Genomic DNA, 26,081 nt, shown 5'->3' on the forward strand with positions numbered 1-26,081 from the left:
TCAATGCCGCACATTCTGATCGTCGAAGACGAAACCATCATCCGCTCGGCCTTGCGTCGCCTGCTCGAACGGAACCAGTACCAGGTCAGCGAAGCCGGCTCGGTGCAGGAAGCCCAGGAACGCTTCAGCATTGCCACCTTCGACCTGATCGTCAGCGACCTGCGCCTGCCCGGCGCGCCCGGCACCGAACTGATCAAGCTCGGCCAGGGCACCCCAGTGCTGATCATGACCAGCTACGCCAGCCTGCGCTCGGCGGTAGACTCGATGAAAATGGGCGCGGTGGACTACATCGCCAAGCCCTTCGACCACGACGAGATGCTTCAAGCGGTGGCGCGTATCCTGCGCGACCGGCAGAACGCCCCGGCAGCCGCACCGGCGGCCGAGCCACGCGCCACCAATGGCAAGGCCGCCCCGGCCGACAAAGGCAGCGCGGCAGCCGCCAATGGCGAAATCGGCATCATCGGCTCCTGTCCGCCAATGCAGGACATGTACAGCAAGATCCGCAAGGTCGCGCCCACCGATTCGAACGTGCTGATCCAGGGCGAGTCGGGCACCGGTAAAGAGCTGGTCGCACGCGCCCTGCACAACCTGTCGCGTCGGGCCAAGGCACCAATGATTTCGGTGAACTGCGCAGCCATCCCCGAGACACTGATCGAGTCCGAGCTGTTCGGCCACGAGAAAGGCGCGTTCACCGGCGCCAGCGCCGGGCGCGCTGGCCTGGTGGAAGCTGCCGATGGCGGCACCCTGTTCCTCGACGAAATCGGCGAACTGCCGCTGGAAGCCCAGGCCCGCCTGCTGCGCGTGCTGCAGGAAGGCGAGATTCGCCGGGTGGGTTCGGTACAGTCGCAAAAGGTCGATGTACGCCTGATCGCCGCGACCCACCGCGACCTGAAGAACCTGGCCAAGGCCGGCCAGTTCCGCGAAGACCTCTATTACCGCCTGCACGTGATCGCGCTGAAACTGCCTGCCCTGCGCGAGCGCGGCAGTGACGTCAACGAGATCGCCAGCGCCTTCCTCGCCCGCCAGAGCGCGCGCATCGGCCGCGACGACTTGCACTTCTCGGCCGAAGCGGAGCAGGCCATTCGTCACTACAGCTGGCCGGGTAACGTGCGAGAGCTGGAAAACGCCGTGGAGCGTGCGGTGATCCTCAGCGAGAGCGCAGAAATTTCCGCGGACCTGCTGGGCATCGACATCGAACTCGGCGACCTGGAGGAGGACGAAATCCTCGACAACGCCCTGGTCGTGGCCAGTACGGCAAATGCCAGCCATGAACCGACCGAGGACCTGTCGCTTGAGGACTACTTCCAGCACTTCGTGCTCGAGCACCAGGACCACATGACCGAGACCGAGCTGGCCCGCAAGCTCGGGGTCAGCCGCAAGTGCCTGTGGGAACGCCGCCAGCGCCTGGGCATCCCGCGGCGCAAGAGCAACGCTACCAGCGAGTAACCGTGTTGCCTGGGCGGGAGGCTCCTCCTGCCCTCATCCCTCTCTATGTGCCATTCCGGCCGCTTCGCGGGTGAACCCGCTCCCACAGGAATTTCACTGCCCTCAAGGTGGTGCGGTCCCTGTGGAAGCCGGCTTACCGGGATTTAGCGAAATCTGCGCCGTTCCCGTGGGAGCGGGTTCACCCGCGAAAGGGCCAGCAAAGCCAGCGCACACACCCCAGGTAACACTTCAGCCCCCGCAAAAATCTGTTACCCAAGCTTTCCGCCGTAACAGTTCCCGAGGCGTACGGTAACGAAATTTCGACATTTTCGACCGCCGCTAAACCGCTCACCAGCTCCAACCCCTTGATTTTACTGGGCTTGCAAAAGTTGGCACGGCACCTGCTATATGTCTGGTACAAGAACAATAACAAGCACTGCAACTCAGAATAAGAACAAGACGAAACGGCTCACGCACAATAAAAACAAGACGGCGGAGGCGCAGCTAACTGATTCTTTTGGAGAGGATGCGTGTTTGGGGCTTGCCCCACAACCAGGCAGAGAACAATAAAAACTGCACTAAAAAGCAGCGCCTGAACTGGTTGGATCGACAGATCAACGTGACATCAGCGGCCAAAGCAATCCGTTTGCTCTTAACCCCTGGATTGGGGGTCGTCCACAAGCTTCGAGATTTGTGGGCAGGGCACTCAACAAAAACAAGAAGCCCAGCAAAAAAACAATAAGAGCGCGCAACGACTTCTTGGGGAGCTTAGGCTCCCCTTGTCGTTTCTACCCTTCCCGCAGGCACCCTGCTACCCGCCTACACCATTCCTTGAGTAAATGCTAGAATCCCCGCCCATCATGCGGCCATTCTCCTATTCTTGGCCGAACATTCCTTCAAACAGTGCATCCCATGCTGAAGAAGCTGTTCCAGTCGTTCCGCCCGCCCGTACCGGGCCCGCACCACAGGCGCACCACGCCTGAGGTGATTAACAAGAGCCAGCACTCGCTGCAACGCCATCAGTTCAGCCGCCATGCGGTGAGCATCGTGGAACGCCTGCAGAGCGCCGGTTACCAGGCTTACCTGGTCGGTGGCTGTGTCCGCGACCTGATGTTGGGCATCACGCCGAAAGACTTCGATGTCGCCACCAGTGCCACCCCCGAACAGGTCCGTGCCGAATTCCGCAACGCGCGCATCATTGGCCGCCGCTTCAAGCTGGTCCACGTGCATTTCGGCCGTGAGATCATCGAAGTCGCCACCTTCCGCGCCCACCACACGGAAGACGACCAGGGCGACAGCCACCGTTCGTCGCACAATGCCAGTGGTCGCATCCTGCGTGACAACGTGTACGGCACCCTGGAAGAGGACGCGCAACGTCGCGACTTCACCATCAACGCCCTTTACTACGACCCGGTCAGCGAGCGCATCCTCGACTACGCCAACGGCGTGCACGATATCCGCAACCGCCTGCTGCGCCTGATCGGTGACCCTACCCACCGCTACCAGGAAGACCCGGTGCGCATGCTGCGCGCGGTGCGTTTCGCCGCCAAGCTCGACTTCGGCATCGAAAAGCACACGGTCCAGCCGATCCGAGAGCTGGCTCCACTGCTGCGCGAAATTCCACCGGCGCGCCTGTTCGAAGAGAGCCTCAAGCTTTTCCTCTCGGGCCAGGGCGCCATCGCCTTTGAAATGCTGGTCGACCTGCAATTGTTCGAGCCGCTGTTCCCGGCCAGTTCACATGCCCTGGACGAACGCCCGACCTACACCCACACGCTGATCAGCCAAGCGCTGAACAACACCGACCTGCGCGTGAAGCAAGGTAAACCGGTAACCCCGGCCTTCCTCTTCGCCGCGCTGCTCTGGCCAGCCCTGCCTGCCCGCGTGTTGCACCTGCAGAACCAGGGCGTACCGCCGATACCGGCCATGAACGGTGCGGCCCACGACCTGATCGCCGAGCAATGCGCACGCATCGCCATCCCCAAGCGTTTCACCCTGCCGATCCGCGAGATCTGGGACATGCAGGAGCGCCTGCCTCGCCGCAGCGGCAAGCGCGCCGACATGCTGCTGGACAACCCTCGCTTCCGTGCCGGCTACGACTTCCTGCTGCTGCGGGAAAGCGCCGGCGAAGAAACCGACGACCTTGGCCAGTGGTGGACCGATTACCAGGATGCCAACGACAGCGAGCGTCGCGAGATGATCCGCGAACTGGGTAGCCGCGACGAAGGTACCGGTGCCGGCCCGCGCAAACGCAAGCGTAGCGGTGGCAAGCGCAAGCGCAGTGGCGACGAGGCGTTCGAGTGAGTACCCGCGCCTATATCGGCCTGGGCAGCAATCTGGACGCACCTGCCGAGCAGCTGCGTAGCGCCTTGCAGGCCCTCGACCAGGTCGAAGCCACGCGTCTGGTGGCGGCCTCGGCCCTGTACACCAGCGATTCACTGCTGCCTGGCCAGCCGCGCTACACCAATGCCGTCGCCGCCCTGGACACTGCCTTGGCGCCGCTGGACCTGCTCGATGCACTGCAGGCTATCGAAAACGGCCAGGGCCGCGTGCGCAAGGAGCGTTGGGGCCCGCGCACACTGGACCTGGACATCCTGCTGTTCGGCGACCAGGTGCTCGACGAGCCGCGCCTGAAAGTGCCGCATTACCACATGCATGCCCGGCCTTTCGTGCTGTACCCGCTGGCAGAACTGGTACCGGGCGATTTCCGCCTGGCCGATGGCCGCGCCCTTGCGCAACTGCTCGACGACTGCCCGTTCGTCGGCCTGGAACGCCTGTAAACCGGGCGTTCCAGCCTTGCGCACTGGCGCGGTAACGCCAGTAACACCCTGATCGTAACAATGCGGTAACAGGGTGATTGACTTCCCCCACCTCGCTCACGACTATAGGCGTCCCGTGTGGCACCAAAGTGCCGCATACCCGTATTTAGGCCCGGACGGACCTGTGCCCGAACATCACGCGCGATGATGTGCCGCTCCGGAAGATGACTACACGCGTTGAATGCAGTCGTTTTTTACAGCGCCTGAACGAGGAATTTCCTACATGCCTGAAGTAACCCTGACCACCCTCAATGGCCTCAAGGCCAAGGGTGAAAAAATCACCATGCTGACCTGCTACGACGCGACCTTCGCCAAGGTCGCCAGCCAGGCCGGTGTAGAAGTGTTGCTGGTGGGCGACTCGCTGGGCATGGTCCTGCAAGGCCACGACAGCACACTGCCAGTGACCACCGCGGACATGGCCTACCATACCGCCAGCGTCAAACGTGGCAACGACGGCGCCCTTATCCTCGCCGACCTGCCGTTCATGGCGCATGCCACCCCGGAGCAAGCTTTCGCCAACAGCGCCACGCTGATGCAGGCCGGCGCCCACATGATCAAGATCGAAGGTGCTGCCTGGCTGGCCGAGACCATCCGCCTGCTGGCCGAGCGTGGCGTGCCGGTGTGCGCGCACATGGGCCTGACCCCGCAGACTGTCAACGTGCTGGGCGGCTACAAGGTGCAGGGCCGTCAGGAAGCCCAGGCCCGACAGATGCGCGCCGACGCCATCGCCCTGGAACAGGCCGGTGCGGCCATGCTGCTGCTCGAATGCGTGCCCAGCGAACTGGCGGCGGAAATCACCAGTGCCGTGGCCATCCCGGTGATCGGCATTGGCGCCGGCAGCGGCACCGATGGCCAGGTACTGGTCCTGCACGACATGCTCGGCCTGTCGCTGAGCGGCCGGGTACCTAAATTCGTGAAGAACTTCATGCAAGGCCAGCCGGATATCCATAGCGCTCTCGTCGCTTACGTCGAGGCGGTCAAGCAAGTCAGCTTCCCAGGCAGCGAACACGGGTTCAGTGCATGAATACAGTCAAGACCGTCCGCGAACTGCGCGCCGCAGTCGCCCGCGCCCGCGGTGAAGGCAAGCGCATCGGCTTCGTGCCGACCATGGGCAACCTGCACAGCGGCCATGCCGCCTTGGTGACCAAGGCTGCGCAGCGCGCCGATTTCGTGGTCGCCAGCATCTTCGTCAACCCGCTGCAGTTCGGCGCCAACGAAGACCTCGACAAGTATCCGCGCACCCTGGCCGCCGATCAGGAGCGCCTGCTCCAGGCTGGCTGCAATCTGCTGTTCGCGCCCAGCGTCGAAGAGATGTACCCCGACGGCATGAGCGTGCAAACCCGCGTCAGCGTGCCCGGCCTTTCCGAAGGCCTGTGCGGCGCCAGCCGGCCCGGGCATTTCGAAGGCGTGGCCACCGTGGTCAGCAAGCTGTTCAACATGGTCCAGCCCGACCTTGCCGTGTTCGGTGAAAAGGACTTCCAGCAGCTGGCGGTGATCCGCGCCATGGTGCGCGACCTGAACATGCCGATCCAGATCATCGGCGAGCCTACCGTGCGGGCCGAGGACGGCCTGGCGCTGTCGTCGCGCAATGGTTACCTCACGCCTGAGCAGCGTGCTGCGGCGCCAGCGTTGTACCGCACGCTGCAGCACATCGCTGCTGCCATCGAACGTGGCCAGCGGGACTTTGCCGCGCTGGTTGCCGAAGGCCAGACACAGTTGACCACCGCTGGTTTTCGGCCGGATTACCTGGAAGTGCGTCATGCCGTTAGCCTGCGCCCGGCAGTGATCGATGATCGAGACCTGGTGGTAATTGCGGCGGCTTACCTGGGTAATACACGGTTGATCGACAACCTGTACCTGCATGTGGAAGAAAAGACCGCGTAACGGCCTGGGGCTGCCTTGCAGCCCATTCGCCGGCAAGCCAGCTCCCAACTTGATCGCATCGGCCTCGATGCCATGCGCTATCCCTGTGGGAGCTGGCTTGCCGGCGATGAGGCCAGTACAAGCGATACAAGACAGTTGCCTCCCCCAAATTCCCCCGCCTTACCCATTCCCTGCAAGTGGCCTTTGCCTATAATGGTGCCAGCCTGAACCCGGCAATGAGTGCCGTGTCCAAGGTCTCACCACGCACCAAGGGAACCCCGCGCAATGGCGTATTACCGTACACCCCACGATGTCACGGCCCTGCCCGCCTGGCAGGCGCTCCAGCAACACCGCGACGCCATGCAAGGCTTCAGCATGCGCGAAGCGTTCGCCGCCGATGCCAAGCGCTTCGACCAGTTCTCCCTGAGTTCCTGCGGCCTGTTCCTCGACTACTCGAAAAACCTGATCACCGAACAAAGCCGCGACCTGCTGGTGAACCTGGCCAACGAAGTGGGCCTGCAGGACGCCATCAAGTCCATGTTCAGTGGCGAAATCATCAACGCCTCCGAAGGGCGCCCGGTGCTGCACACCGCCCTGCGTCGGCCGGTGGGTGACAAACTCAGCGTCAACGGCGTGAACGTCATGCCGGAAGTGCACAAGGTGCTCAACCAGATCACCGAACTGGTAGGCCGCATCCACGACGGCCTGTGGCGCGGCTACAGCGAAAAACCGATCACCGACGTGGTCAACATCGGCATCGGTGGCTCGTTCCTCGGCCCCGAGCTGGTCTCCGAGGCGCTGCTGCCCTACGCCCAGCGCGGTGTGCGCTGCCACTACCTGGCGAACATCGACGGCAGTGAGTTTCACGAGCTATCGGCGAACCTGCGCGCCGAAACCACTCTGTTCATCGTCTCGTCGAAGTCGTTCAATACCCTCGAGACCCTGAAGAACGCCATGGCCGCGCGTACCTGGTACCTGGCCCAGGGTGGCTCGGAAGCCGAGCTGTACCGCCACTTCATCGCCGTTTCCAGCAACAAGGCCGCCGCCGTGGCCTTCGGCATCCGCGAAGAAAACATCTTCCCGATGTGGGACTGGGTGGGCGGGCGCTACTCGCTGTGGTCGGCCATCGGCCTGCCGATCGCCCTGGCCATCGGTACCGCCAACTTCAAGGAGCTGCTGTCCGGTGCCTACACCATGGACCAGCACTTCCAGACCGCGCCGTTCGAAAAGAACATGCCGGTACTGCTGGCCCTGCTGGGCGTGTGGTACGGCAACTTCTGGGGCGCCCAGAGCCACGCGATCCTGCCGTACGACCACTACCTGCGCAACATCACCAAGCACCTGCAACAGCTGGACATGGAGTCCAACGGCAAGAGCGTGCTGCAGGACGGCACCCCGGTGAAGACCGACACCGGCCCGGTGATCTGGGGCGGCGTCGGCTGCAACGGCCAGCATGCCTACCACCAGTTGCTGCACCAGGGCACCCAGCTTATTCCGGCCGACTTCATCGTGCCGGTGGTGAGCTTCAACCCGGTGGCCGACCATCATCAGTGGCTGTACGCCAACTGCCTGTCGCAGAGCCAGGCGCTGATGCTGGGCAAGACCCGCGAGGAAGCCGAAGCCGAGCTGCGTGGCAAAGGCCTGAACGAAGCAGACATCGAAAAGCTTGCCCCGCACAAGGTCATCCCAGGCAACCGCCCGAGCAATACCCTGGTGGTGGAACGCATCAGCCCCCGCCGCCTGGGCGCGCTGGTGGCGATGTACGAGCACAAGGTCTTCGTACAGAGCGTGATCTGGGGCATCAACGCCTTCGACCAGTGGGGCGTGGAGCTGGGCAAGGAGCTGGGCAAAGGCGTTTACCAACGCCTGGTCGGCAGCCTGGAAGAGAGCGCCGAAGATGGCTCCACCCAAGGCCTGATCAACTACTTCCGCGGCCGTCACCGCGGTTGATCCCAAAGCCGTCATACGGCCGCTCCGTGTAGGAGCGGCCCATCGCGGCACAAGGCCGCTCCTACAGGGACCGAGTCTACCCTCAAGGAACATCACCTCTGGCTACACTGTCCTATCGAATAGCCGTTGCAGTCCATCGCCCCTTACAAGAGCAGGACCACCCGCCATGTTCGATATCCGCAACTACCCCCAGGCCCTGGCCGCCGGCCAGTCCGCCGCCCTCACTCCCGACGAGTACCGCCGCCTCTACCGCCAGTCGGTGGATGACCCCGACACCTTCTGGGCCGAACAGGCCAGGCGCCTGGACTGGATCAAGCCCTGGTCGAGCGTGCAGCAATGCGACCTGAAGACCGGCAACGCTCGCTGGTTCGACGGCGCCCAGCTCAACGTCAGCTACAACTGCATCGACCGCCACCTGGACCGACGCGGCGCACAGACCGCCCTGCTGTGGGAGGGCGATGATCCCAAGGATTCCAAGGCCATCACCTACCGCGAACTGCACCGCCAGGTATGCCGCCTGGCCAATGCGCTGAAAGCACGCGGGGTAAAGAAAGGTGACCGGGTGTGCATCTACATGCCGATGATCCCCGAAGCCGCCTTCGCCATGCTTGCCTGCACCCGCATCGGTGCCATCCACTCGGTGGTGTTCGGCGGCTTCTCGCCCGATGCTCTTCGCGACCGTATCCTCGATGCCGACTGCCGTACGGTGATCACCGCCGATGAGGGCGTGCGCGGCGGCAAACGCATACCGCTGAAACAGAACGTCGACAAGGCCCTGGCCAGCTGCCCCGCGGTCAGCAGCGTATTCGTGGTTCGCCGCACCGGCGGCGATGTCGCCTGGACCGAAGGCCGTGATCTCTGGTACCACGAGGCCACGGAAAAGGCCGGCGACGACTGCGCTCCCGAGCCAATGGGCGCCGAAGACCCGTTGTTCATCCTCTACACCTCCGGCAGCACCGGCAAACCCAAGGGCGTGCTGCACACTACGGGCGGCTACCTGCTGCAGGCCACCCTCACTTTCAAGGTGGTGTTCGACTACCGTGACGGCGAGGTGTTCTGGTGCACCGCCGATGTCGGCTGGGTTACCGGCCACAGCTACATCGTCTATGGTCCGCTGGCCAATGGCGCGATCTCGCTGATGTTCGAAGGCGTACCCAACTACCCGGACACCTCGCGCTTCTGGCAAGTGGTCGACAAACACAAGGTGAACATCTTCTACACCGCCCCTACCGCCTTGCGCGCGCTGATGCGCGAAGGCTCCGCGCCGCTGCAGGGCACTTCACGCCAGAGCCTGCGTCTGCTGGGTAGCGTCGGCGAGCCGATCAACCCCGAAGCCTGGGAGTGGTATTTCGAAGAAGTCGGGCAAAAGCGCTGCCCTATCGTCGATACCTGGTGGCAGACTGAAACCGGCGGCATCATGCTCACCCCGCTGCCCGGCTCGCAATCGCTCAAGCCCGGCTGTGCCACCCAGCCCATGTTCGGCGTGCAACCAGTGCTGCTGGACGAAAAGGGCAAGCTCATCGAGGGCCCCGGTGCCGGTCTGCTGGCGATCAAGGCCAGCTGGCCTGGGCAGATCCGAAGCGTCTATGGCGACCATCAGCGCATGGTCGACACCTACTTCAAGCCGATGCCCGGCTACTACTTTACCGGCGACGGTGCCCGCCGCGATGCCGATGGTGACTACTGGATCACCGGTCGCATCGATGACGTGATCAACGTTTCCGGCCACCGTATCGGTACCGCCGAAGTGGAAAGCGCGCTGGTGCTGCATGACAGCGTTGCCGAAGCGGCGGTGGTCGGTTACCCCCACGACCTCAAGGGCCAAGGCGTCTACGCCTTCGTCACACCGATGAATGGCGTAACACCGGACGACGCGCTCAAGGCCGAGCTACTGGCCCTGGTCAGCAAGGAAATCGGCAGTTTCGCCAAGCCCGAGCTGATCCAGTGGGCTCCGGCGCTGCCCAAGACACGCTCAGGCAAGATCATGCGGCGTATACTGCGCAAGATCGCCTGCAACGAACTCGACAACCTGGGCGATACCTCGACCCTGGCAGACCCCAGCGTGGTGCAGGGCCTTATCGACAAACGCCTCAACCAGTAACCGGCGGCCGCTGTTGTTGGCCGCCCTGAACCACAGGTCGCCATGGAAGCCCTTCGCCGCCGCATCGAAACCCAGGTCATGAGCCTTACCGGGCTGGCCCTCGGCCAGCTCGACCTGGAATCGCCCAAGGGCGACCCCGGCCTGTTCGGCCCGCACAGTATCAGCTGGCGGGTACATGGCGACTTCCCGAGCATGCTGGTCGGAGGCATCAGCGCCCTCATGCTGCAGTTGCTGCACCCGCTGGCCCTGGCCGGGGTGTGGGACCATTCCAACTTTCGTGAAGACCTGCTCGGTCGCCTGCGCCGCACCAGCCAATTCATTTCCGGCACCACCTTCGGCGCCACCCGCGATGCCGAATGGTTGATCGACAAAGTGCGCACCATCCACCTTCAGGTGACCGGCATCGCGCCGGATGGCCGCCCGTATGCGGCCAGCGACCCGGACCTGCTGACCTGGGTGCATGTGGCGGAAGTCAGCAGCTTCCTCGCCGCCCATCTGCGTTACCGCAACCCGCACCTTGCACGCGCAGAGCAGGATGCCTACTACGCAGAGATCGCGCTGATCGCCGAGCGCCTTGGCGCCCGCGACGTGCCGCGCTCGTGCCAGCAGGTCGAGGACTACCTGCAGCGCATGCGGCCACAATTGCACTGCGACGCCCGCAGCATGAGGTGGTCGGCATCCTGCTCGATGCCCCCGCCCCCAGTCGCCTGGCAAAGCCGGTGGGCAAGCTGATGCTGCATGCCGGCATCGACCTGCTGCCGGGGTGGGCCCAGACCATGCTCGGGCTGCAGCACGGCCCGTTGCAGCGGCGCATCATCCGCCTGGGCCTGCAACGCACCGCGCCAGTACTGCGCTGGGCGATGCGTGACGGCTCGGCGCACCGGGCCAAACGGCGCATGGGCATCGAATGAAGTCGAATGGTCGCCTCAGCGGAACTGATTTAACGTGCCATACTCCAAGCTCTCCTGCTTAGACAGACGAAGCGACACATGTACAAAGGATTGACTCGCGCCGTTGGCGCACTGCTGGCCTTGGTAGCCCTCTACAGCCTTCTCGGCTTTCTCGTTCTCCCCGGTGTCGCGCTGCGCATCGCCAACCAGCAGTTGGCCGAGTACGCAACCGTGCCTGCCCATCTCGAACGGATCGAGCTCAACCCCTTCAGCCTCGAGCTGACGCTGTGGGGCCTGCAGATCGGCGAGCCTGGCAAGGAGCAGGTCGGCTTCGACCGGCTATACGCCAACCTCTCGCTCGACAGCCTGTGGAGTGGCGCCCTGCACCTTGACGCAGTGGAACTGGTCAAGCCACGCAACGAAGTACTGTTCGCCAAGGACGGTACCCTCAACCTGACCCGCCTGTTCAAACTGCCAGCCAGCGAAGCCAAACCTGACGAACCGCCCAGCGACCCGTTCCCGCTACGCATCGGCAGCATCAAGCTCAGCGACGGCTACCTGCACTTCGAGGACCTGCGCCCGGGCGAGCCGATCGAGTTCCTCTATGACAACATGAACCTGGAGCTGAAAAACCTCAGCACGCTGCCCAACGACAACGCCGACATGACTTTGGTGGCCATCGGCCCCAACGGCGGGCGCATCGACTGGAAAGGCACCCTGAGCCTGGCGCCAATAGCCTCTGAAGGCACACTGAAGATCACCGAAGGCAGGATGAAGGCATTCTGGCCCTATGTACGCGATGCCGTGCCACTGGTGCTGGAAGAAGGCGTGGTCAGCCTCGACACCCACTACAAGCTCAACCTTGCCAAACAGACCGAACTGTTGCTGGACAACGCGTCGGTGCGCATTGCTCCGTTCGCCATCAAGGCCCCGGATGGCCGGCCGCTGGCACGCCTGGCCAGCCTGGAGGTAAGCGAAACCTCGGTCGACCTGGTCAAGCAGCTGGTCACCGTGGGCAAGATCCGCAGCGAAAAACTGGAAACCTGGGCTGCGCTGGAAAAGGACGGCCAGCTCGACTGGCAAAAGCTGTTCGCCAGCCAGCCGGCCAAAGCCACGCCGAAGGAAAAGGCCGAGCCTGCCACCGCCGAGCCAACGCCCGAACAGCAAGCCGCCAAGGAGCCAAGCAAACCTTGGCAGGTGTTGCTCAAGGACGTGCAACTGCGTAACTATCTGGTGCACTTGGCAGACCGTACCCAGAAGGAGCCGGTGGCCCTGGACGTCGGCCCGCTCAATGCCGACCTGCAAGGTTTCGACAGCCTCAACAAGTCGCCTTTCACGCTCAAGCTCGATACCGGTGTGGGCAAGCAAGGCAAACTGCAGGCAGCCGGCCAGGTCAACCTGGCGCCCATCTGGGCCAAGCTGGACGTGAGCAGCCGCGACATCGACCTGCGAGTGGCCCAAGCCTATATAAGCCCGTTCATTCTGCTGGAGCTGCGCAGTGGCATGCTCGCCAGCGACCTCAAGGTCGACTTGAAGAACACCGCACCGCTGGCCTTCAGCGTTACCGGCAAGGCACAGGTCAGCCAGCTGCACACCCTCGACACCATCAAGAGCCGTGACTTCGTCAAATGGCAGCAGGTGAACGTCGATGGCCTGTCCTACGTGCACGGCGATGCGCTGTCGATCGACAAGGTGACCCTGCTGCAACCCTATGCGCGCTTCATCATCAACGAAGACCGCACCACCAACATCAACGACCTGCTGATCCCGCAGCCGGCCGGCGCTCCGGCAACCAGCCAGGCCAAGCCGGCCGCTGCCAGCAACGACAAGCCGCTGGGCATCCACATCGGCCAGATCGACATCAACGACGGCTCGGCCAACTTCGCCGACCTGTCTCTCACACCCAACTTCGCTACGGCCATCCAGCAGCTCAACGGCCGGATCGGCACCATCGACAACCGCAAGCCGGTGCCGGCCAAGGTCGACGTCAAGGGCAAGGTCGACCGCTACGCGCCAGTCACCATCAAAGGCGCCCTGAACCCTTTCAACCCGTTGGCCAGCCTGGACATCGCCACGAGTTTCAAGCGGGTCGAGCTGACCACACTCACCCCCTACTCCGGCAAGTTCGCCGGCTTCCGCATCCGCAAGGGCCGGCTCAACCTCGACTTGCACTACCTGATCACCAATGGCCAGCTGAAGGCCGAGAACAAGGTGGTGGTGGAGCAGCTGCAGTTGGGCGAGAAGGTCGACAGCCCGGACGCAGTGGACCTGCCGATCCGACTGGCGGTGGCGTTGCTGAAGGATACAGAAGGCAAGATCTCGATCGAGCTGCCTGTGTCAGGCGACCTCAACAACCCGCAGTTCAGCGTGATGCCGATCGTCTGGCAAACACTGCGCAACCTGGTGTTGCGTGCGGCGCAGGCACCGTTCAAGTTCATTGGCGGGCTGGTTGCCGGCGGTGGCTCGGAAGACCTGGGCAACGTGTCCTTCGCGCCGGGCTCCAGCGAGCTCGGTGGCGACGCCAAGGCATCGCTGGACAAGCTGGCGTCGGCCCTGAAGGAACGCCCGGAGCTGCGTCTGGAAATCGAAGGCACCAGTGCCCAGGCCAGCGATGGCCCGCTGATCGCCCAGCAGCGCCTGGAGCGTGAGTACCAGGCCACCTGGTACAAGATCCTGCAGCGTCGCGGTGACAAGGTACCGGCCAATGCCTCGATGCTGGTGGTCGACGACAGCGACAAACCAGCGATGCTCGAAGGCATCTACCGTAATCGCCTGAAACAGCAGCCGCCTGCCGAATGGGAGCAACTGGGCCGTGACGAGCGCACCGCCAAGCTGCGCGAGGCGGTGATCAAGTCCTGGGCCGAGAGTACTGCGCTGCTGCGCACGCTGGGCCAGGAGCGGGCCAGCAGCATCAAGGATTACCTGGTGGACAAAGGCCAGCTGGAAGATGACCGGGTGTACTTCATCGATACCAACCTGGGCCAGGCCGAGAGCGATGGGCGGGTGGTGACGCCGATGCATCTGGATGCCGAGTAGTTTCTACCAGCAGGGCTGGCCTCTTCGCGGGTAAACCCGCTCCCACAAGGTATGCGCTGGCCTTGAGCTGTGCGCGCTCCCTGTGGGAGCTCATCGGGGCGCCGAACCGCCGCGAAGAGGCCGGTACAGGCTTCACACCAAACGCTGGCCCGACACCGCCGGGTGATACAACGGCTGCACCTTGTTCCCTGCCGGGTCCAGCAGGTGAAAGCTGCGCGCCCCGTCACCATGGTTGAACGGCCGGTCCAGCAAGGTCACGCCGTGCGCCTTGAAGTACTGGTACCAGGCTTCCAGCTCCTCCACGCTATCGACGATGAACCCATAGTGGTCCAGGGTCTGCAACCCATTGGCCGCCCCTGCCCCACGCCCCAGCGACAGATTGTCGTTACCACAAGTGAGATACACCAGGTCTTCGTTGGCCCGGTTCAGCACCTCCATGCCCAGCACATCGACGTAGAAACGTTCGCACTCCTCAAGGTTGGGCACCAACAAGGCAATATGACGCAGTCCATTCAGGCGACCAGGGCGGGCAGGCAATTCGGACATTGGCGAGGCTCCATTTTTGTATACAATTCACAGTAGAATTTAAAACAAAAGGAGAGCCTTGTGTATAGCCTGTTCATCAAGACCCGAGTGAAGCCCGGTTGCGCCGAAGATTTTCTGAGTGCGATCAAGGTCAATGCCGCAGCGTCTGTCGCCACCGAATCGGGCTGCCTTGTGTTCGACGTGTCGCAGGACCGGGCCGACCCGGAGGTGATCTACCTGTACGAGATCTACCGCGATGAAGCGGCGTATGAAGCGCACACCGAAACCGCGCACTTTCGCGATAGCCGGCCGTTGGTCGAGCCGCTGATCATCGAGCAGGAATGCTTCGAGAGTGATGTGATCGCACGTAACCCGGTTTACTAGCCGCAAATGAAAAGCCCCGGCAAATAGCCGGGGCTCGGAGCAAAGATGGCCAAATCCGTTTGGCCGACGGGACAATCCTTATTCGGCTTTCAGGCCATCCGACATCACACTCTTGACGCCTTTGATGTTCTTGGTAATACGAACAGCTTCTTCTTTCTGGGACTGAGTCACCGCCACGTCAGACGACAGCGAGACGACACCTTGGCTGGTCTCGACTTTGATGTCGCTGCCTGGAATACCTTTTTCAGTCAGCAGGTCCGCTTTCACTTTGGTGGTGATCCAGGTGTCAGAACCTTCCTGCTTGGCGTTGTCCACGGTATTGGCGGCCAACATGACTGGAGCCTGGGTTGGCTCTGCAGCGAATGCGCCGTTAGCCAGGGTCAGGGTCAGGGCGGTAGCAGTAGCGGCAGCAATGGCGAACTTCTTCATGTGAGTCACTCCTGTTTTTCGAAAGGTCTGCGCCGTATGTCCTGGCGTCAGATATGAAGGTAGTTGCACGCGCTGTGCCAGCTTTTCCGCCTCGCTTGTTTCCTTTTAAATCAATAAGTTAACGAAAAATCAGTATTCCTGTCGTCGTGCATTTTGCAATCCGCACCGTAAACCTGCATGCAAGATGCAAGTCCGCAAAAGGTTCCCTTTCGCCCATGAAAAAAGGGCCCCGAAGGGCCCTTTCCTGTAGCGTGGCAGTCGCTTAGACGCCCGAGGCCTTGGCCGCGGCAACATCCTTGATCGACAGCTTGATACGGCCGCGGTTGTCCACGTCCAGTACCAGTACTTCGACTTCCTGGCCTTCTTTCAGGATGTCGGTAACTTTCTCGACGCGAGCATCGCTCAGCATGGAGATGTGTACCAGGCCGTCCTTGCCAGGCAGGATGTTGACGAAGGCACCGAAGTCGACGATGCGTTCGACCTTGCCGACGTAGATCTTGCCAATCTCGGCCTCGGCGGTGATGCCCAGGATGCGCTGCTTGGCAGCCTCTGCCGCTTCCTTGGTTTCGCCGAAGATCTTGATCGAGCCATCGTCTTCGATGTCGATCGAAGCCTTGGTCTCTTCGCAGATGGCGCGAATGGTGGCGCCGCCTTTACCGATGACGTCACGGATCTTGTCGGTGTCGATCTTCATCGCGATCATGGTCGGAGCGTTGGCCGACAGCTCGCTACGCGACTGGGCGATGATCTGGTTCATCTGGCCGAGGATGTTCAGGCGCGCTTCCAGGGCCTGGCCCAGGGCGATTTCCATGATCTCTTCGGTGATGCCGTTGATCTTGATGTCCATCTGCAGCGCGGTAACACCCTTGGCGGTACCGGCTACCTTGAAGTCCATGTCGCCCAGGTGGTCTTCGTCACCCAGGATGTCGGTCAGGACAGCGAACTTGTCACCTTCCTTGACCAGACCCATGGCGATACCAGCAACTGGGGCCTTCATCGGTACACCGGCGTCCATCAGGGCCAGGGAAGCACCGCAGACCGAAGCCATGGAGCTGGAACCGTTGGATTCGGTGATTTCCGAAACCACACGGATGGTGTACGGGAAGTCGCTGTCGCTCGGCAGCATGGCCTGCACGCCACGACGGGCTAGGCGACCGTGACCGATTTCACGACGGCCGGCGCCGCCCATGCGGCCGCACTCACCCACCGAGAATGGCGGGAAGTTGTAGTGCAGCATGAACGGGTCTTTCTTCTCGCCTTCCAGGGTGTCCAGCAGCTGGGCGTCACGTGCGGTACCCAAGGTCGCGACAACCAGGGCCTGGGTTTCACCACGGGTGAACAGCGCCGAACCGTGGGTCTTCGGCAATACGCCGACTTCGATGTTCAGCGGGCGCACGGTGCGGGTGTCACGGCCGTCGATACGCGGTTTGCCGTTGACGATGTTCTCACGGACGGTGCGGTATTCCAGTTCGCCGAAGATGTCCTTGATGGCGCTGGCGGACGGGCCGGTCTCTTCGTTGCTCAGACGGGCAACAGCTTCGTCGCGCAGCTGGCCCAGGCGGTTGTAGCGGTCAGCCTTCTGGGTAATGGTGTATGCCTGCGAAACGGCTTCACCGAACTCGCCACGCACCAGGTTCATCAGCTCGACATTGGCCGGGGCTGGCTGCCAGTCCCAGGTCGGCTTGCCGGCTTCGGCGGCCAGTTCCTTGACGGCCTGGATCACGGCCTGGAATTCGTCGTGTGCGAACAGTACGGCGCCCAGCATCTGGTCTTCGGTCAGCTCTTTGGCTTCCGATTCAACCATCAGTACAGCCGATTCGGTACCGGCAACGACCATGTCCAGGCTCGAGGCAGCCAGTTGCTCGTAGGTCGGGTTCAGCAGGTAGCCGGTGCTTTCGTGGAAGGCAACGCGAGCGGCGCCGATCGGGCCTTCGAACGGAATGCCGGAAATGGCCAGGGCAGCCGAGGTACCGATCATCGCAGCGATGTCCGGGTCGGTCTTCTTGCTGGTGGAAACCACGGTGCAGACAACCTGCACTTCGTTCATGAAGCCTTCCGGGAACAGCGGACGGATCGGACGGTCGATCAGGCGCGAGGTCAGGGTCTCTTTCTCGGAAGGACGGCCTTCACGCTTGAAGAAGCCACCCGGGATCTTGCCGGCGGCGTAGGTCTTTTCCTGGTAGTGAACCGACAGCGGGAAGAAACCCTTGCCTGGATCAGCCTGCTTGGCGCCTACCACGGTCACCAGCACGGTGACGTCGTTGTCGACGGTAACCAGCACAGCGCCGGTTGCCTGACGGGCAATACGGCCCGTTTCGAGAGTAACGGTCGATTGACCGAACTGGAAAGTCTTGATTACCGGGTTCACGGTTTCCTACCTTTTTCAGTGGCTCTTGGGGGGAACTGGTTTCTTGCGAATTCTTGGGCAGAACGGGGAATCGGCCCCATTGACCGTCCAGATACAACACGAGGCTGGGAGCCTGGCGCCAAGCGGAAGATCCGCTCAGCGTTGCCAGGCTGCCAACCTCGGAGATACGCGTGGCGTGTCCAACGGCAGCGCTGCAAAACAGCCCTGCCGAAGCCTGCGACACGCCATGCACACCACTGGCCAGGCCGCTATTAGCGACGCAGACCCAGGCGACCGATCAGGGCGCTGTAACGAGTGGTGTCTTTGCCCTTCAGGTAGTCCAGCAGCTTACGACGCTGGTTGACCATACGAATCAGACCACGACGGGAGTGGTGGTCTTTGTCGTTGGCCTTGAAGTGGCCTTGCAGCTTGTTGATGTTGGCGGTCAGCAGAGCAACCTGCACTTCCGGGCTACCGGTATCGCCGGCGGCTTGCTGGTATTCGGCAACGATCTGAGCTTTTTCTTCAACGCTGAGGGCCATGTGGCTTCTCCTGATAACGGATCCCGCATGCGGGTCCAATAGGCCAGGGACAAATCCCTGTATTAATAAAAAAGGTGTGACCGTGCCTACTGACAGCCACCCTTGGTCCCGTGGAACCTGGCAATTGCCCGGCCCCGCGGTTTCGGTCATTCCGACCGAATCAGCCGACGCGGCGCAATGCGCCCGTCTTCGCTCACTTCACCGATACCGATGAAGCGTGCATTGTGATCCTGTACCCGGACCATGCCAAATTGTGGCGCGTCCGGCGCGCGTACCGCCTGCCCATGCAGCCAGTAGAACGCACTGTGCTCGGACAGGCACACCAGTGGCCAGTCCTGCAGGCCGCTGTCAGAAGGCATAAGGAAGCGGTCGAGCGCTTCGTTGCCGCCTTCGGCGTGGGCCTGTTCGAGTTCCTCGAGAGTGACCGTCTGCGCCAGCGCGAAAGGCCCGGCCTGGGTCCTGCGCAGCTCGGCGACATAGGCGCCGCAGCCAAGAGCCTCGCCGATATCCTCCACCAGGGTGCGGATATAGGTGCCTTTGCTGCATCCTACGCTCAACCGCGCACGGGTGCCTTCGCACTCGAGCAACTCCAAGCGGCCAATAGTAACAGAACGCGCCTCGCGCTCCACTACCTCTCCTGCACGTGCCAGCTTGTACAGTGGCTGGCCGTCACGCTTGAGCGCCGAGTACATCGGCGGTATCTGGCTGATCTGGCCACGAAAACGCGGCAGCAGGGCCTCGATGTCGGAGCGACCAACGGTCACGTCGCGAGTCTGCAGCACCTCACCCTCGGCATCGCCGGTGTTGGTAGTCTGCCCCATCTGCATGACTGTTTCGTAGCCCTTGTCGGAATCGAGCAGGTACTGCGAAAACTTGGTTGCTTCGCCAAAGCACAGCGGCAGCACGCCGGTTGCCAGCGGGTCGAGGCTGCCAGTGTGGCCGGCCTTTTCCGCATTGAGCAGCCAGCGCACCTTTTGCAGGGCCGCGTTGGAGGTGAAGCCCAGCGGCTTGTCGAGCAGGATGATGCCGCTGACGTTGCGGCGGATACGTTTGACCTGGGCCACCGCTTACTCCTCGGCGTCCGGCTTGTCGGCATCCTTGTGCAGACGGTCTTCGGCGACCGCGCGCTCGATCAATGCCGACAGGTGGGCACCACGGCTGACGCTTTCGTCGAAGTGGAAATGCAATTGCGGCACGCTGCGCAGTTGCATCACACGCCCCAGGTGCAGGCGCAGGAAGCTCGCGGCGCTGGTCAGGGCCTTGAGGGTCTGCGGCACGGCGTCGGCGCCGTCCTGGCCCATCACGGTGATGAACACCTTGGCGTGGCCAAGGTCGCGGCTGACGTCTACGGCAGTGATGGTCACCAGGCCGACGCGCGGGTCTTTGACTTCACGGCGGATCAGCTCCGACAGCTCGCGCTGCATCTGATCGCCGATGCGTTGGGTACGGCTATATTCTTTTGCCATTCTTGCTACCTGTAACTTAAAGCGGCAAACGCCCGGCCAGGCTGAAGCCTGACCGGGCGCTACCTTCAGAGGCGCTGCCAGCCGCCCAAGGGCGGGGCCTGCACCACGCTCGCCCCTTACAGGGTACGAGCCACCTGGACTTTCTCGAAGACTTCGATCTTGTCGCCGACCTTGACGTCGTTGTAGCTCTTCACGCCAATACCGCACTCCATGCCGTTACGCACTTCGGAGGCATCGTCCTTGAAGCGACGCAGCGACTCCAGCTCGCCTTCGAAGATCACAACGTCTTCGCGCAGTACGCGGATCGGACGGTTGCGGTACACGGTACCCTCGATGACCATACAGCCAGCGATGGCGCCGAACTTCGGCGAACGGAACACGTCACGAACTTCGGCGACACCCAGGATGTTCTCGCGAACATCGCTGCCGAGCATGCCGGTCAGAGCCTTCTTGACGTCTTCGATGATGTCGTAGATCACGTTGTAGTAACGCATATCCAGACCTTCCTGCTCGACGATCTTGCGCGCGCCGGCATCGGCACGCACGTTGAAGCCGAACAGTACTGCATTCGAAGCCAGCGCCAGGTTGGCGTCGCTTTCGGTGATACCACCGACGCCGCCACCGATCACACGCACCTGAACTTCGTCGTTGCCCAGGCCCGACAGCGAACCCTGCAGTGCTTCCAGGGAACCACGTACGTCGGTCTTGAGGACGATGTTGAGGGTCTTCTTCTCTTCCTGACCCATGGTCTCGAAGATGTTTTCCAGCTTGCCGGCGTGAGCACGAGCCAACTTGACCTCGCGGTACTTGCCTTGACGGAACAGGGCAACCTCACGGGCTTTCTTCTCGTCGGCAACCACGGACAGCTCGTCACCGGCTTCCGGGGTACCGTCCAGGCCGAGGATTTCGACCGGGATCGACGGGCCGGCTTCCTTCACAGGCTTGCCGTTCTCGTCGAGCATGGCGCGCACGCGGCCATAATTGGAACCGCACAGGACCATGTCGCCCTGACGCAGGGTACCGTCCTGAACCAGGATGGTCGCCACCGGGCCACGGCCCTTGTCCAGGCGCGATTCGACAACCACGCCACGACCTGGAGCGGTCGGGGTAGCGGTCAGCTCGAGGATCTCGGCCTGCAGCAGGACAGCTTCAAGCAGTTCGTCGACGCCGGTACCCATCTTCGCCGAAACCTTGACGAATGGAGTATCACCACCCCAGTCTTCGGAGGTCACGCCTTCGACGGCCAGCTCGTTGCGAATGCGATCGATATCGGCACCCGGCTTGTCGATCTTGTTCACCGCAACCACCAGCGGAACGCCCGCGGCCTTGGCATGCTGAACGGCTTCGCGAGTTTGCGGCATCACGCCGTCGTCCGCCGCCACCACCAGGATGACGATGTCGGTAGCCTTGGCACCACGGGCACGCATTGCGGTGAACGCAGCGTGGCCTGGAGTATCGAGGAAGGTGACCATGCCGCGGTCGGTTTCCACGTGGTAGGCACCGATGTGCTGGGTAATACCACCGGCTTCGCCAGCAGCAACCTTGGCACGACGGATGTAGTCGAGCAGCGAGGTCTTGCCGTGGTCAACGTGACCCATGACGGTAACGACCGGCGCACGCGATTCGACTTCACCTTCGAACTTCAGCGATTCGGCCAGGGAGTCTTCCAGGGCGGTATCGCTGACCAGGGTCACTTTGTGGCCCAGTTCTTCGGCGACCAGCTGAGCGGTTTCCTGGTCGAGCACCTGGTTGATGGTGACCGGAGTACCCAGCTTGAACATGAACTTGACCACTTCAGCGGCCTTGACCGACATCTGCTGGGCCAGTTCCGAGACGGTGATGGTCTCGCCGATGGTCACGTCACGGATGACTGGACCGGTCGGGTTCTGGAAGCCGTGCTGGTTGCGCTTCTTCAGCTTGCTCTTGCCACCGCGGCCACGGCGTACGCCATCGCTCTCTTCATCGGTGGTGCGCGGTGCGGCCCGTGGAGTCGGAGCCTTTTCCTTCTCCTTGACCTTGACCTTGATCGACACGCGCGGTGCCTCGCCACGACGCTCGCCACCACGACGGTCTTCGTCACGGGTGCGGCCTTCGTTGCGACGGGCTTCGTCCTTCTTGCGCTCGGCAGCACGGGCTGCGGCGTCTTCGGACGCCGGGGCATCGGCAACTACCGGGGCCGGGGCAGCGGCAGGCGCCGACTCTGGCTTGGCGGCAGGCGCTGGGGCTGCAGCGGCGGTTTCGGCGGCCTGACGGCGAGCCTGCTCTTCGTTGCGCTGGCGAACTTCGGCCTCGACCTTCTCGCGAGCGGCGTTTTCAGCCGCACGGCGCTCTTCCAGTTCACGCTTCTGCTCAGCCTGGATTTCTTCCGGGCTACGCTGCACGAATACTTTCTTCTTGCGTACTTCTACGCTGATGCTCTTGCTACCGGCGACACGCAGGGTGCTGGTGGTTTTGCGCTGCAAGGTAATCTTGCGCGGCTCTTCCGCCTTGCTCTTGTGGCTGCTCTTCAAATGAGTCAGCAAGGTCTGCTTCTCATTGTCGGTCACTACCTGACCGGCGTCGGTGTGCGGCAGACCTGCCTCACGCATCTGCTGCAGCAGGCGCTCTACCGGTGCCTCGACCTCTTGGGCCAGTTCTTTCACCGTGACTTGCGTCATGCACTTCTCTCCTCAGGCCGCGCCTAATTACTCGAACCAGTGGGCTCGGGCGGCCATGATCAACTTGCCGGCACGCTCTTCGTCGATGCCGTCGATGTCGAGCAGATCGTCTATCGACTGCTCGGCCAGGTCTTCGCGGTTAACCACGCCGCGCACCGCCAGTTCCGCCGCCAGGTCTTTGTCCATGCCCTCGAGGGAGAGCAGGTCGTCAGCCGGATGGGCGTCTGCCAGTTTTTCTTCGGTAGCGATGGCCTTGGTCAACAAACGGTCCTTGGCTCGAGCGCGGAGCTCGTTGACGATATCTTCGTCAAAGCCATCGATGTTGAGCATTTCTTCCAACGGTACGTAGGCAATTTCTTCGAGGCTGGTGAAGCCTTCGTCGACCAGCACTTGGGCCAGCTCCTCGTCGACTTCCAGTTCATCGATGAAATTGCGCAGGATGTCACCGGTTTCGGCCTGCTGCTTGGCCTGGATGTCCTTCTCGGTCATCACGTTCAGGGTCCAGCCGGTCAGCTGACTGGCCAGGCGAACGTTCTGACCGCCACGACCAATGGCCTGGGCCAGGTTGTCCTCGGCAACGGCGATGTCCATGGCATGGGCATCTTCATCAACGATGATCGCCGCGACTTCAGCCGGCGACATGGCGTTGATGACGAACTGCGCCGGGTTATCGTCCCACAGGACGATATCCACACGCTCACCACCCAACTCCCCGGATACGGCCTGGACGCGCGAACCACGCATGCCGATGCAGGCGCCTTGCGGGTCGATGCGCTTGTCCTTGGAGCGGACGGCGATCTTGGCTCGCGAACCCGGATCACGGGAGGCAGCCATGACTTCGATGAGGCCCTCGGCAATTTCCGGCACTTCGATGCGGAAAAGCTCGATCAGCATCTGTGGCGCGGTGCGCGACAGGATCAGCTGTGGGCCACGATTCTCGGTGCGAATTTCCTTGAGCAGCGCACGCAGGCGCACGCCAACACGGAAGGTCTCGCGCGGAATGATGTCTTCGCGGGCCAGCAAGGCCTCGGCGTTGTTGCCCAGGTCAACGATGACGTTGTCGCGGGTAACCTTCTTGACGGTACCGGAGATGATCTCGCCAACGCGCTCGCGGTAGGCATCGACCACCTGGGCACGCTCGGCCTCACGGACCTTCTGCACGATGACCTGCTTGGCGGTCTGGGCGGCAATACGACCGAACTCGATGGACTCGATCTTCTCTTCGATCACGTCACCGACCTTGGCTTCAGGGTGGGTTTCGTGAATCTTGCTCAACCAGGTCTCGATCGCCGGATCATCAAGATCGGCTTCGTCGACCACGGTCCAGCGACGGAAGGTTTCGTAGCTACCGGTGTGGCGGTTGATTTCCACACGCAGGTCGACTTCGTCTTCAAAACGTTTTTTGGTTGCAGTGGCCAGTGCCACTTCCAGCGCTTCGAAAATGACGCCGGGCGGTACACCTTTTTCGTTGGATACCGATTCAACAACCAGCAGTACTTCTTTGCTCATCGTACGCCTCGCCTTGCGCAAGCCATTGGGCCCGGATAGTCCGCCGGGCCCGGCACGTCTCAGTCAAAACTGGGAATAATATTGGCCTTGTCGATCGAGTCGATCGGCAACAGGAACTCTTGATTGTCCACCTGGACCACCACGTCCTGCTCCTCCACACCGCGGAGAAGGCCCTGGAAGTTACGACGACCCTCGAAGGGTGAGCGCAGCTTGATCTTCACTTGTTCGCCGGCATGCGAGGCAAACTGTTCCAGAGTGAACAGTGGGCGATCCATGCCTGGAGAAGACACCTCGAGGGTGTATTCACTGCTGATCGGATCTTCCACATCGAGAATTGCGCTGGCCTGACGGCTGACCGCTTCGCAGTCGTCCACCAGGATACCGCCTTCCTTGTCGATGTAGATGCGCAGTACCGAATGCTTACCCTGGGAAACGTATTCGATCCCCCAGCATTGATAGCCCAGACCCTCGACAACCGGGGCCAACAAGGCCTGCAACTGTTCTAGCTTGCTCGACACCTGAACCCCCTCGTGCATGCTGTGCAAATAAAAAATGGGCGAAGCGCCCATCCCTGAAAGCGCCGTTGGACAACGACGCCGAAAACTGTTCGGTTAGCAAAAAGCCCCTGAAAAGGGGCTCCGCTGAAGCTGGTTGCGGGGGCTGGATTTGAACCAACGACCTTCGGGTTATGAGCCCGACGAGCTACCAAGCTGCTCCACCCCGCGACAAAGCTGGGGCAAAAGTATAAGACCGAACCCTCTTGAGGGTCAAATCCGAACCTTCACCTGCAAGAAAGCCCGCTAAAGCGGGCTCTCAAGCTTTAATTGGTACCGAGAAGGGGACTCGAACCCCTACACCCTATGGGCACAACCACCTCAAGGTTGCGTGTCTACCAATTCCACCACCTCGGCAATACTACTACTTGAAACCCGTTACTTCTGCTCTTGTGCCGGAGGAGGTACATCACCCGTGCTAGGAGTGGTTTCGCTCTTCTGCTGCTGGAGCACCGGTACATCATCATTAACTGCCGGTTTCTGCGGCTCTTTCACTTCTAGCACTGCTGGATCTGGAAGACCTGCTTGGCTAAGCTGGTGAGCTTGTTGCTTCGCGAAGTATCCTAACCCAAGTGCTGTCAAAAAGAAAGTGGCAGCGAGTATAGCAGTTAATTTACTCAGGAACGTTGCAGAGCCTTGGCTCCCGAACACGGTATTTGAAGCACCCGCGCCGAAAGATGCACCTGCTTCAGCACCTTTACCCTGTTGCAACAGAACCAGCACTACAAGCGACAGCGCTGCCAACAGATGAAAAACAACGATGACTGTTTCCAGCATTTGTTCAGTTTCCTGCGGCGCGACAAATTGCACCGAATTCGTCTGCGTTCAGGGAAGCCCCACCAATGAGCCCCCCATCGATATCCGGCATGCCGAACAGTTCGGCCGCATTGGCCGCCTTCACGCTGCCGCCGTAGAGCAACTGCACCTTCGCAGCCACTTCAGCATCTTCTGCCGCCAACTGGCCACGGATGGCTGCGTGCACATCCTGGGCCTGCTGTGGCGTGGCCGTAAGGCCAGTGCCAATGGCCCATACAGGCTCATAGGCAATTACTGCATTGGCAAAAGCCTTAACACCGAATTCCTCGATGATACTGCTTAGTTGACGCCCGACAACTTCGAGCGTTTTGCCAGCCTCGCGCTCTTCAAGGGTTTCCCCGATGCAAAGCACTGGCTTCAAACCTTTGGCTTGGGCCGCTGCAAACTTTCGATTGAGCACTTCGTCAGTTTCGCCAATGATCTGGCGACGCTCCGAATGACCAATCAACACTAACTTGCAGCCTGCTTCAACCAGCTGTTCCGGAGCAACTTCTCCGGTCAGCGCACCCTGTTCGGGTTGTACTGCAGAATTCTGTGCGCCGACAGTAATTTCCTTACCTGCCAGGCCATCGATCACTTGATTGATGAACAAGGCCGGTGGAAACACAGCGACTTCCACTCCGCTCGGCAAGGCCAGATTTCTCAAGCCTTCGGTCAGCTCAGCGACGCTAGCGCGGGTACCGTGCATCTTCCAGTTACCAGCTACCATAGGGCGACGCATGCTTTACCTCGTCGGTCAAAGTGGGCGCAGATAGTACCCAACCCTATCTG

20 protein-coding genes, 2 tRNA genes and 1 pseudogene are annotated in these 26,081 nt (G+C 61.8%); 10 read left to right on the forward strand and 13 right to left on the reverse strand.

Annotated elements, in window-relative coordinates:
* Nucleotides 1-3 precede the first annotated feature (3 nt).
* From CAF92_RS04865 to CAF92_RS04905, 9 genes and pseudogenes are all read left to right on the forward strand, one after another.
* A complete protein-coding gene (locus tag CAF92_RS04865; RefSeq protein WP_046613115.1) occupies nt 4-1,446 on the forward strand; it encodes a sigma-54 dependent transcriptional regulator in 1,443 nt (480 codons plus the stop codon).
* Between the two features lie 891 nt (nt 1,447-2,337).
* Nucleotides 2,338-3,726, forward strand: coding sequence for a polynucleotide adenylyltransferase PcnB (locus CAF92_RS04870; protein ID WP_085599572.1), 1,389 nt, complete (start codon nt 2,338-2,340; stop codon nt 3,724-3,726).
* A complete protein-coding gene (folK, locus tag CAF92_RS04875; protein ID WP_046613117.1) occupies nt 3,723-4,202 on the forward strand; it encodes a 2-amino-4-hydroxy-6-hydroxymethyldihydropteridine diphosphokinase in 480 nt (159 codons plus the stop codon). The genes CAF92_RS04870 and folK overlap by 4 nt, the downstream gene beginning before the upstream one ends.
* Nucleotides 4,203-4,464: 262 nt before the next feature.
* Entirely contained in the window at nt 4,465-5,265 is an 801-nt protein-coding gene (gene panB / locus CAF92_RS04880; RefSeq protein WP_046613118.1) for a 3-methyl-2-oxobutanoate hydroxymethyltransferase, read from the forward strand.
* Nucleotides 5,262-6,125: a pantoate--beta-alanine ligase gene (gene panC, locus CAF92_RS04885; protein WP_046613119.1), complete on the forward strand. Its 864-nt coding sequence runs from the start codon at nt 5,262-5,264 to the stop codon at nt 6,123-6,125. Before panB ends, panC begins: the two co-directional genes overlap by 4 nt.
* A 264-nt stretch (nt 6,126-6,389) precedes the next feature.
* The gene (gene pgi / locus CAF92_RS04890) at nt 6,390-8,054 is read left to right on the forward strand and encodes a glucose-6-phosphate isomerase (protein ID WP_046613120.1); all 1,665 of its coding nucleotides are present in this window, start codon (nt 6,390-6,392) and stop codon (nt 8,052-8,054) included.
* Between the two features lie 166 nt (nt 8,055-8,220).
* Entirely contained in the window at nt 8,221-10,155 is a 1,935-nt protein-coding gene (gene acs / locus CAF92_RS04895; protein ID WP_085599574.1) for an acetate--CoA ligase, read from the forward strand.
* Between the two features lie 42 nt (nt 10,156-10,197).
* Nucleotides 10,198-11,066: pseudogene (locus CAF92_RS04900) on the forward strand (oxygenase MpaB family protein).
* Between the two features lie 78 nt (nt 11,067-11,144).
* A complete protein-coding gene (locus tag CAF92_RS04905) occupies nt 11,145-14,081 on the forward strand; it encodes a DUF748 domain-containing protein (protein WP_085599576.1) in 2,937 nt (978 codons plus the stop codon).
* 132 nt (nt 14,082-14,213) lie between these two features.
* On the opposite strand, the gene CAF92_RS04910 is transcribed toward CAF92_RS04905, so the two are convergent.
* A complete protein-coding gene (locus tag CAF92_RS04910) occupies nt 14,214-14,627 on the reverse strand; it encodes a VOC family protein (RefSeq protein WP_010955354.1) in 414 nt (137 codons plus the stop codon).
* A 60-nt stretch (nt 14,628-14,687) separates the two neighbouring features.
* Here CAF92_RS04910 and CAF92_RS04915 point away from each other — a divergent pair, with 60 nt between their 5' ends.
* Nucleotides 14,688-14,990, forward strand: coding sequence for a putative quinol monooxygenase (locus CAF92_RS04915; protein WP_085599578.1), 303 nt, complete (start codon nt 14,688-14,690; stop codon nt 14,988-14,990).
* Nucleotides 14,991-15,068: 78 nt separating this feature from the next.
* Here the strand turns inward: CAF92_RS04915 and CAF92_RS04920 are convergent, their stop codons facing one another.
* From CAF92_RS04920 to tpiA, 12 genes are all read right to left on the reverse strand, one after another.
* Entirely contained in the window at nt 15,069-15,419 is a 351-nt protein-coding gene (locus CAF92_RS04920) for a BON domain-containing protein (RefSeq protein WP_046613125.1), read from the reverse strand.
* Between the two features lie 262 nt (nt 15,420-15,681).
* Nucleotides 15,682-17,787: a polyribonucleotide nucleotidyltransferase gene (gene pnp / locus CAF92_RS04925; protein ID WP_046613126.1), complete on the reverse strand. Its 2,106-nt coding sequence runs from the start codon at nt 17,785-17,787 to the stop codon at nt 15,682-15,684.
* Nucleotides 17,788-18,038: 251 nt separating this feature from the next.
* Nucleotides 18,039-18,308, reverse strand: coding sequence for a 30S ribosomal protein S15 (rpsO, locus tag CAF92_RS04935; RefSeq protein ID WP_003249971.1), 270 nt, complete (start codon nt 18,306-18,308; stop codon nt 18,039-18,041).
* A gap of 146 nt (nt 18,309-18,454) precedes the next feature.
* Nucleotides 18,455-19,372, reverse strand: coding sequence for a tRNA pseudouridine(55) synthase TruB (gene truB / locus CAF92_RS04940; protein WP_085599580.1), 918 nt, complete (start codon nt 19,370-19,372; stop codon nt 18,455-18,457).
* Nucleotides 19,373-19,375: 3 nt separating this feature from the next.
* Nucleotides 19,376-19,774 (reverse strand): 30S ribosome-binding factor RbfA, encoded by a 399-nt coding sequence (rbfA, locus tag CAF92_RS04945; RefSeq protein ID WP_046613128.1) that lies wholly within the window; start codon nt 19,772-19,774, stop codon nt 19,376-19,378.
* Nucleotides 19,775-19,890: 116 nt separating this feature from the next.
* On the reverse strand, nt 19,891-22,431 hold the full coding sequence (gene infB / locus CAF92_RS04950; protein ID WP_046613129.1) for a translation initiation factor IF-2: 2,541 nt from the start codon (nt 22,429-22,431) through the stop codon (nt 19,891-19,893).
* Nucleotides 22,432-22,458: 27 nt separating this feature from the next.
* Nucleotides 22,459-23,940, reverse strand: a complete 1,482-nt coding sequence (gene nusA / locus CAF92_RS04955; protein WP_003258062.1) for a transcription termination factor NusA — start codon at nt 23,938-23,940, stop codon at nt 22,459-22,461.
* Nucleotides 23,941-23,999: 59 nt separating this feature from the next.
* Entirely contained in the window at nt 24,000-24,458 is a 459-nt protein-coding gene (gene rimP, locus CAF92_RS04960) for a ribosome maturation factor RimP (protein ID WP_003249960.1), read from the reverse strand.
* A 130-nt stretch (nt 24,459-24,588) separates the two neighbouring features.
* A tRNA-Met gene (locus CAF92_RS04965) sits at nt 24,589-24,665 on the reverse strand.
* Between the two features lie 100 nt (nt 24,666-24,765).
* Nucleotides 24,766-24,851 (reverse strand) — tRNA-Leu (locus CAF92_RS04970).
* 21 nt (nt 24,852-24,872) lie between these two features.
* Entirely contained in the window at nt 24,873-25,271 is a 399-nt protein-coding gene (secG, locus tag CAF92_RS04975; protein ID WP_046613130.1) for a preprotein translocase subunit SecG, read from the reverse strand.
* Nucleotides 25,272-25,275: 4 nt separating this feature from the next.
* Nucleotides 25,276-26,031 carry a triose-phosphate isomerase gene (gene tpiA, locus CAF92_RS04980; protein ID WP_046613131.1) on the reverse strand — a complete coding sequence of 252 codons (756 nt, stop codon included), beginning with the start codon at nt 26,029-26,031 and terminating at the stop codon, nt 25,276-25,278.
* Nucleotides 26,032-26,081 lie beyond the last annotated feature (50 nt).

It is taken from the genome of Pseudomonas sp. B10(2017) (genome assembly GCF_002113295.1).
GTDB classification, from domain to species: domain Bacteria; phylum Pseudomonadota; class Gammaproteobacteria; order Pseudomonadales; family Pseudomonadaceae; genus Aquipseudomonas; species Aquipseudomonas pudica.